This is a genomic window from Paraburkholderia ribeironis (assembly GCF_900019265.1).
Classification (GTDB): Bacteria; Pseudomonadota; Gammaproteobacteria; order Burkholderiales; family Burkholderiaceae; genus Paraburkholderia; species Paraburkholderia ribeironis.
The window spans coordinates 1-7,086 of sequence record NZ_CYGX02000151.1 but is presented as its reverse complement, the minus strand read 5'-3'; the positions used below and the strand labels follow the sequence as shown (position 1 = coordinate 7,086).

Below are 7,086 nucleotides of genomic sequence, written 5' to 3'. Positions count from 1 at the left end.
GCACGCCTGCGGCGATCTGCGCGCCTGCACCTGCACCTGCACCTGCACCTGCACCTGCACCTGCACCCGCACCCGCACCCGCACCCGCACCCGCACCCGCTCCCGCTCCCGCATCCATCACTGCCGCGACCACGCTGCGCGGATGGATCACCAGCTCGTCCTTACTCCCATCCCACGCGTGCGGCGTCACGCGAATCGCAAGGCGCGCCGACGCAGAGCGTGGCAGTTGCGCATCAACGAGCCAGGGCGCGTCGCCCTCGATACGCGTGCTTTCCCCCGCCAGCAGATCTGACACGAAACGCTTGCCCTGGCCGATATCGGCGAGCGCATAGCCCTCGGGCGGATTCAGCACGCAGGTGCCGAAGCGCAGTTCACCGCTCGTCGTGATTGCGGGCGACACCGCCAGTGCGGCCGCAATCTCGCGCGCCATCACGTTGACGCCGGCCAGTCCGCCGAGCAATGGCACGACCGCGCTGCCGTCTTCGGCGACGGCCAGCACCGGTGGTTCGACGCCCTTGTTCGACAGCAACGGTGCGAGGCACCGGATCACGATGCCGGCCGCGCACAACGCAACAATCGGCGTGCCGCGCGCATACAGTTCGCGCAGATGCGCGCCTAGTTCGGTGTACGAAACGTCGGCGTCCGTCCGCCCCTGCAACCCATGCACCTGACAGGCCGCGCCAGCAGCACCGGCCGCATCGACATACAGCGCCTGGATGCGCCGCGCGGTCGCGAGCGCGCCCGCACCGAGAATCACGATCGCGGGCGCCGTCATCCTTGCCATTTTTCCCCCGGTACGACGAGCAGCGAAAAATACGGCGACGCCATCGGATCGACTTGCGCGAGCGGCACGATGCGCTGATTGCCCATCGTCGCGCGTTCGACGTACAGCGCGCGCTGCGCAAGACCGAGTTCGTCGAGCACGCGCCGTACCTTGTCGAAATTGCGGCCGAGTTTCATCACGACGGCGGCATCGGCATCGGCGAGACGCCGGCGCAATTCGTCCTCGGGCAGCACGCCCGACAGCACCGACAGGCTCTGGTTGCGATACACCAGCGGCGCGCCGAGCACCGCCGCGCCGCCGAGCATCGAACACACGCCGGGCACGACCTCGCTTGCGTAGCGCGCGGCGAGCCGGTCGTGCAGATACATGTACGAACCGTAGAAGAACGGGTCGCCTTCGCAGATCACGGCGACGTCGCGGCCCGCATCCAGATGACCGGCGACGACCTCGGCGGCGGTGTCGTAGAAGTCGGCGATGATCGCCTCATACGACAGCGGTGGTTCGAGCGCTTCGGTCGTCACCGGATAGACCAGCGGCAAATGCTGTTGAGCATCGTGCAAATGCTGCTCGATGATGCTGAACGCGTTGCCTTTCTTGCCCTTCGCGACGAAGTACGCGACGACGGGCGCCGCCTTCAGCAGACGCAGCGCCTTCAGCGTGATGAGTTCCGGGTCGCCGGGGCCGACGCCGAGTCCGAACAGCCGTCCTTGCACCATCATTTATTCGACCTCCGTCGCCAGCGCGTTGACGGCGGCGGCGGCCATCGCGCTGCCGCCGCGCCGGCCATGCACCACCACGTAGGGCACGCCGCGGCTGTCCTCGGCGAGCAGCGTTTTCGATTCGGCCGCGCCGACGAAGCCGACCGGAAAGCCGAGAATCAGCGCGGGCTTCGGCGCGCCGGCATCGAGCATGTCGAGCAGATGAAACAGCGCGGTCGGCGCATTGCCGATCACGACGACACTGCCCGCGAGATACGGACGCCACAATTCGAGCGCCGCCGCCGAACGCGTGTTGCCGAGCTCTCGCGCGAGCGCCGGCACGGCGGGATCCGTGAGCGTACAGATCACCGGGTTGTTGGCGGGCAGCCGCGCACGCGTGATGCCTTGCGCGACCATGCCGGCGTCGCACAGAATCGGCGCGCCTTGTGCAAGCGCCGCGCGGCCTGCCGTGCCCGCGTGCGCGGAAAACTGCAGTGCGTCGATCACGTCGACCATGCCGCACGCGTGGATCACGCGCACCGCGAGTTTTTCGAGGTCGGCGGGGATGCGCGACAGGTCGGCCTCCGCGCGGATCGTCGCGAACGATTGGCGATAGATCTCCTGACCGTCGCGAATGTAATCAAGCATCGGGATAACTCCGGGCCAGCTGATCGAGCAGGTCGGCGGCCTGCGCGATCGTCAGTTGGTGCGCGACGCACTGGCCGAAACCAGCCTGGCCGTCGCGTCGATAAAGGTCGTAGGTGCCGGGCGCGGCGGCCAGCAGTGTATACGGCGCGCAATGCGCGGCGGCGCATGAGCGTGCGCAGCCGCTCAGATGCACGTCGACGCCGGCGGACAGCCGGGTCGCGAGTTGCAGCGCGTCGGCTTTGGTGTCGGCGAGACTTTTCGCGCAGCCAGTCGAACCGGCGCAAGCGATCAGATGCGCGATCGCTTGCGTGGGATCGCAGGCGAGGCCGAGCGCGTTCAGTTCGGCCAGTACGTTGGGGACGACGGGCGTGGCGAGATCGGGGAGCAGCACGCTTTGCCAGGGCGTTACGTGCAGCGTGCCGTTGCCGTGTCGTTGCGCGAGCGTGGCCAGTTCGTGCAGCGCGGCGGCGTCGAGGCGGCCGAGCGGCGGTTGGCCGCCCACCTGCCACGTGCCGGGAATGCGTTGCGCGTGTGCGCCGAGCCGAAGCGCGGCATCGGCCGGGGTACTGCGTTGCCAGTCGGCGAGCGAGGCGTCGCGTGACAGCGGGAAATCCACGTAGCGTTGCGCGTGTTCCAGCAGCGTATCGACCGAATGCGCGGCGAGCAGGTGGCGCATGCGGGTGGCGTCGGCGGATGCGAGATCGATGAACGTATGCAGCAACGCGCGCACCAGCGCGGCGACTTGCGCGGGCTGTACGGTGGCGAGCGCGAGTGTGCCGTTCGCGTGGGGCAGGTGGCTCGCGCGGGATGTACGTTGTGCGGACGCGGACCCAGTGGACCCAGTGGACCCAGTGGTCGCGGCCCGACCCACAGGCGGACAACCCGCCAGCCCGAACACGAAGCGCACGCCGTCGTCCGCTTGCGTCGCCGCGAGCCACACATCATGCGGATGATCGACCCGCGCAAGTCGCTCGCCACCATCAAGCAGCAGCGCGAACTTGGGCGACAGCGCCGCAAAACGCGTTTCGCTTTGCAGCAGCGCGAGCAGTTCAGCACACAGCGGCGTCGTATCGATCAGCGCATCCGGGTCGCGTCCGGCGGCGGGACTGATCATCACGTTGCGCACGTCGTCGGCCGAGCTTGTCAGCGCGAGATTGGCGGCTGCGCTCGCATGCCCCAGCGGGACAGCAGCAGGCGTGGGTCCGAGACCCGCCTCGACCAGCAGCGCGTTCAACGCCGCTTCGTGCCCGTTGCGCACACCGCGTACCTGCAGGTTCGCGCGATTGGTCAACTCGATCACGCCGGCCGCGTGCCGCGTGCTCGCGTCGGCGACGGCGCGCGCCTGGGTCGCGCTCAACGCACCGCCCGGCAGCTTGATCCGGCAGATGCCGCCGTCGCGTGCGGCGACGATGCGCAGCAGCCCCGGACACGCCGAGGGCCGCGGCGTTGCAGCCGCAGCGGGTAAAACAGTGGAGGGCGAAGCTTGGTTCAAGACGGACACCGCGGTTAGCGTCGCGCGACGGCCCGAGCAAGCCGCATGGCGGACCTTGCTACGGCATCGGTACACCCCGCCCGACGTTGGCTGTCACGAACAGTCTTGCCGGCAGGTCTTCTGGCTGGCAGGTCATCGTCCGTCGCGGCCTTCCCGGTCGAACCAGTGGCGCGCAGTGCAGGCGGACTCGCTGCATACAGTTGCGGGGGCAGCCACAGTCACACTGTGTTCCCTCTTGGGCCCCGAAGGGCACCGGCGGCTGTATTATGCCTTTTTTCGATCCGCGCAACGAGGCTGCACGCTTTGACCGGCGTGCCACGGCGCACTAGTTGACGACACAGAATGAGGATGGATGCATGCCGGCGTGGCTGACCGTGGTGGGCATTGGCGATGACGGCTTCGCCGGTTTGGGAAGGCCCGCGCGGCGTGCTTTGTTGACGGCGTCGGTGGTGTATGGCGGCGAACGTCATCTGGCGATGCTGCCTGCGCGTCTCGCCGCACGCCGCGCCGCGTGGCCGCGCCCGTTCGACCTTGCACCTTTGCTGGCCGAGCGCGGCAGTGCCGTGTGCGTGCTGGCGAGCGGCGATCCGATGCTGTTCGGCGTCGGCGCGACGCTCGCGCGGCAGTTGCCGGCGAGTGAACTGCGGGTGCTGCCCGCGCCGTCGTCGTTGTCGCTCGCGGCCGCGCGGCTCGGCTGGCCGTTGCAGGATGTCGTGACGGTCTCGCTGGTGGGGCGTCCGCTGGCGACGCTGCATGCGCATCTGCATGACGGCGCACGCGTGTTCGTGCTGAGCGCGGACGGGCGCACGCCCGCTGCGCTCGCCGGTCTATTGAACGAGCGCGGTTTCGGCGCGACCCGGATGAGCGTGCTCGAACATCTGGGCGGCGAACTGGAGCGCCGCATCGACGGCCGCGCGGACCAGTGGAGTGCGGGCGACGTGGCCGCGCTGAATCTGATCGCACTCGAATGCCATGCGAGCGCGGGCGCGCCGCGTCTGCCGCTAACCTGCGGTTTGCCCGACGACGCGTTTCGCCACGACGGCCAGTTGACCAAACGCGATGTGCGCGCGCTTACGCTCGCGCGCCTTGCGCCGACGCCCGGCGAATTGCTGTGGGACGTGGGCGCAGGCAGCGGCTCGGTCGGCATCGAATGGATGCGCGCGCACCCGGCGTGCCGCGCGATCGCAATCGAAGCGAACGTGGAGCGGCAGCGCTTCATCGAACATAATCGCGACGCGCTGGGCGTGCCGGGGCTGCAACTCGTGGCCGGTCGCGCACCGGACGCGCTGCACGGACTGCCAGCGCCGGACGCCGTGTTCATCGGCGGCGGCGTGACCGTGCCGGGCGTGCTCGATGCGTGCTGGGCGCGTCTGCGCGACGGCGGCCGGCTGGTCGCCAATGCGGTCACGTTGCAGGGCGAGGCGGCGCTCATGGCGTGGCGCGAACGGCATGGCGGCACGCTCACGCGGATCGCGCTCGCCAACGCGCAACCGCTCGGCGGTTTCGATACATGGCGGCAGGCGTTGCCGATCACGCTGCTGGACGTGACCAAGCCAGCAAATTCAAATGCCCAACCCTGATGCGCGAAGAAACACCCGAACAGCCCGCGCCGCTGCGTAGCGGCTACACGACCGGCAGTTGCGCCACCGCGACCTCGCTGGCGGCGGCGCGTCTGTTGCTGGCGGGCGTGGTCAGCGAGGTCGCGGAGATCGTGCTGCCGAAGGGCCAGCACGTGCCGATGACGCTCGCGTTCTGCCGCCTGATCGACGCAGGCGCTGCCGAAGCAGGTACCATCAAGGACGCCGGCGACGACCCCGACGTCACGCACGGCGCGCTCGTGTTCGCACGCGTGCGCCTGCTCGCCGAGCCGGGCGTGATTTTTCGCGCGGGTCCGGGCGTCGGCACGGTGACGCGTGCGGGACTGACGCTGCCGGTCGGCGAGCCGGCCATCAATCCCGTGCCGCGCAGGATGATGACCGAGCATCTGACCGAACTCGCGACGGAGTATGGATATCATGGCGGCTTCGAGGTGACGGTCGGCGTCGAAGACGGTGAGGAGCTCGCGCTGAAGACAATGAATCCGCGCCTGGGCATCGTAGGCGGTCTGTCGATACTCGGCACCACCGGCATCGTGCGGCCGTTCTCGTGCTCGGCGTATATCGCGTCGATTCATCAGGGCATCGACGTCGCGCGTGCGAACGGTTACACGCATCTGGCCGCCTGCACCGGCAACGCGAGCGAAGACGCAATGCGCGCGCATTATGCGCTGCCGGATATCGCGCTGATCGAGATGGGCGACTTCGTCGGCGCGGTGCTCAAGCACATGAAGCGTGCGCCCGTCGAACGGCTGAGCGTGTGTGGCGGCTTTGGCAAACTGAGCAAGCTGGCGGCGGGCCATCTCGATCTGCATAGCCGCAATTCGAGCATCGATCTCGACCATCTCGCGACATGGGCCGCAGAACGTGGCGCGGATGACGCGTTGCAGGCGGCGATTCGCGCGGCCAATACGAGCCAGCAGGCGGTCGCGCTCGCTCGCGCGCAGCAGGTGCCGCTCGGCGATATCGTCTGCCGGCACGCGCTCGCGGTGGCGCGTGCGATCGTGCCATCACAGGTCAACGTGGAGATGTTCGCGATCGACCGTCAAGGCAATCTGATCGGAGCGGCGCGATGAAACGGCTTCTGCTGCTCGGCGGCACGGGCGACGCGTTGAAGATCGCGCGGCAACTCGGCCGCGCGCATGTGTACAGTCTCGCGGGTCTCGGCAAGGTGCCGGACGATCTGGCGTGCGCGGTGCGCGTCGGCGGCTTCGGCGGCAGCGAGGGGATGGCGCGCTATATCGACGGCGAAGGGATCGACCTCGTGATCGACGCGACGCATCCGTACGCCGCGCGGATCAGCGCGAACGCGGCGCAGGCATGCCACGCCGCGCGTGTGCCGTGCTGGGCGCTGCGCCGGCCGGGCTGGCAGCCGCAAGCCGGCGACGACTGGCGCATGGTCGGTGATTGGGACGAACTCACGGCGGCGCTCGCGCCGTTCAGGCGGCCGCTCTTCACGCTCGGCCGCGAACCGCTCGCACATCTCGACGAGATCCCGCCGCATCAATTCTGGACCGTGCGCTGTCTCGAGTCGCATGCGGACCATGCAAGGGCGCGCATCCTCGCGGCACGCGGCCCTTTCACGCTCGACGGCGAGCGCGCGCTGTTCGCGCTGCAAGCGTTCGACGTCGTGGTCAGCAAAAACAGCGGCGGCAGCGCAACCGAAGCGAAGCTGGAAGTGGCGCGAGAACGCGGCTTGCCGGTCATCATGTTGCGCCGTCCGGGCTTGCCTGCGTCCGACCGCGAATTCGACAATCTGAGCGCTCTGCTTGACGCGTTGCGAGCCGAGGCTTTGCTTCAGACCGAACTTGAGGGGCGAACTCGCGACGGGCCGCTCGCGCCTGACGGTTCGGCCAAACCCCGGCCAAA

At 68.7% G+C, this 7,086-nt stretch carries 5 protein-coding genes, 2 pseudogenes and 1 riboswitch; of the genes and pseudogenes, 3 read left to right on the top strand and 4 right to left on the bottom strand.

Going from position 1 to position 7,086, the window contains the following annotated elements; all coding sequences use genetic code 11:
- The 4 genes and pseudogenes from BN2475_RS32630 to cobG all read right to left on the bottom strand — a co-directional run.
- Positions 1–775: pseudogene (locus BN2475_RS32630) on the bottom strand (cobalamin biosynthesis protein CbiG); the annotation flags it as partial.
- Positions 772–1,503, bottom strand: coding sequence for a precorrin-2 C(20)-methyltransferase (locus BN2475_RS32625; RefSeq protein WP_094783460.1), 732 nt, complete (start codon positions 1,501–1,503; stop codon positions 772–774). The pseudogene BN2475_RS32630 and the gene BN2475_RS32625, both read right to left, overlap by 4 nt.
- Positions 1,504–2,130, bottom strand: coding sequence for a precorrin-8X methylmutase (locus BN2475_RS32620; protein ID WP_094783459.1), 627 nt, complete (start codon positions 2,128–2,130; stop codon positions 1,504–1,506).
- Positions 2,123–3,631: a precorrin-3B synthase gene (gene cobG / locus BN2475_RS32615; protein ID WP_094783458.1), complete on the bottom strand. Its 1,509-nt coding sequence runs from the start codon at positions 3,629–3,631 to the stop codon at positions 2,123–2,125. The genes BN2475_RS32620 and cobG overlap by 8 nt, the downstream gene beginning before the upstream one ends.
- Positions 3,632–3,715: 84 nt before the next feature.
- Positions 3,716–3,894, bottom strand: a riboswitch (cobalamin riboswitch).
- An 84-nt stretch (positions 3,895–3,978) separates the two neighbouring features.
- Between cobG and cbiE the strand changes: the two genes are divergently transcribed.
- The 3 genes and pseudogenes from cbiE to BN2475_RS32600 form a co-directional block, all read left to right on the top strand.
- Complete coding sequence (gene cbiE / locus BN2475_RS32610) at positions 3,979–5,202, top strand: precorrin-6y C5,15-methyltransferase (decarboxylating) subunit CbiE (RefSeq protein WP_094783457.1); 1,224 nt, start codon at positions 3,979–3,981, stop codon at positions 5,200–5,202.
- On the top strand, positions 5,202–6,293 hold the full coding sequence (locus BN2475_RS32605) for a cobalt-precorrin-5B (C(1))-methyltransferase (RefSeq protein ID WP_094783456.1): 1,092 nt from the start codon (positions 5,202–5,204) through the stop codon (positions 6,291–6,293). The genes cbiE and BN2475_RS32605 overlap by 1 nt, the downstream gene beginning before the upstream one ends.
- Positions 6,290–7,003, top strand: a pseudogene (locus BN2475_RS32600) (cobalt-precorrin-6A reductase); the annotation flags it as partial. The gene BN2475_RS32605 and the pseudogene BN2475_RS32600, both read left to right, overlap by 4 nt.
- Positions 7,004–7,086 lie beyond the last annotated feature (83 nt).

Coding starts and splice junctions, on each gene's coding strand:
- BN2475_RS32620 (WP_094783459.1), bottom strand. CDS start 2,130: ATGCTTGATTACATTCGCGACGGTCAGGAGATCTATCGCCAATCGTTC.
- BN2475_RS32605 (WP_094783456.1), top strand. CDS start 5,202: ATGCGCGAAGAAACACCCGAACAGCCCGCGCCGCTGCGTAGCGGCTAC.
- cbiE (WP_094783457.1), top strand. CDS start 3,979: ATGCCGGCGTGGCTGACCGTGGTGGGCATTGGCGATGACGGCTTCGCC.
- BN2475_RS32625 (WP_094783460.1), bottom strand. CDS start 1,503: ATGATGGTGCAAGGACGGCTGTTCGGACTCGGCGTCGGCCCCGGCGAC.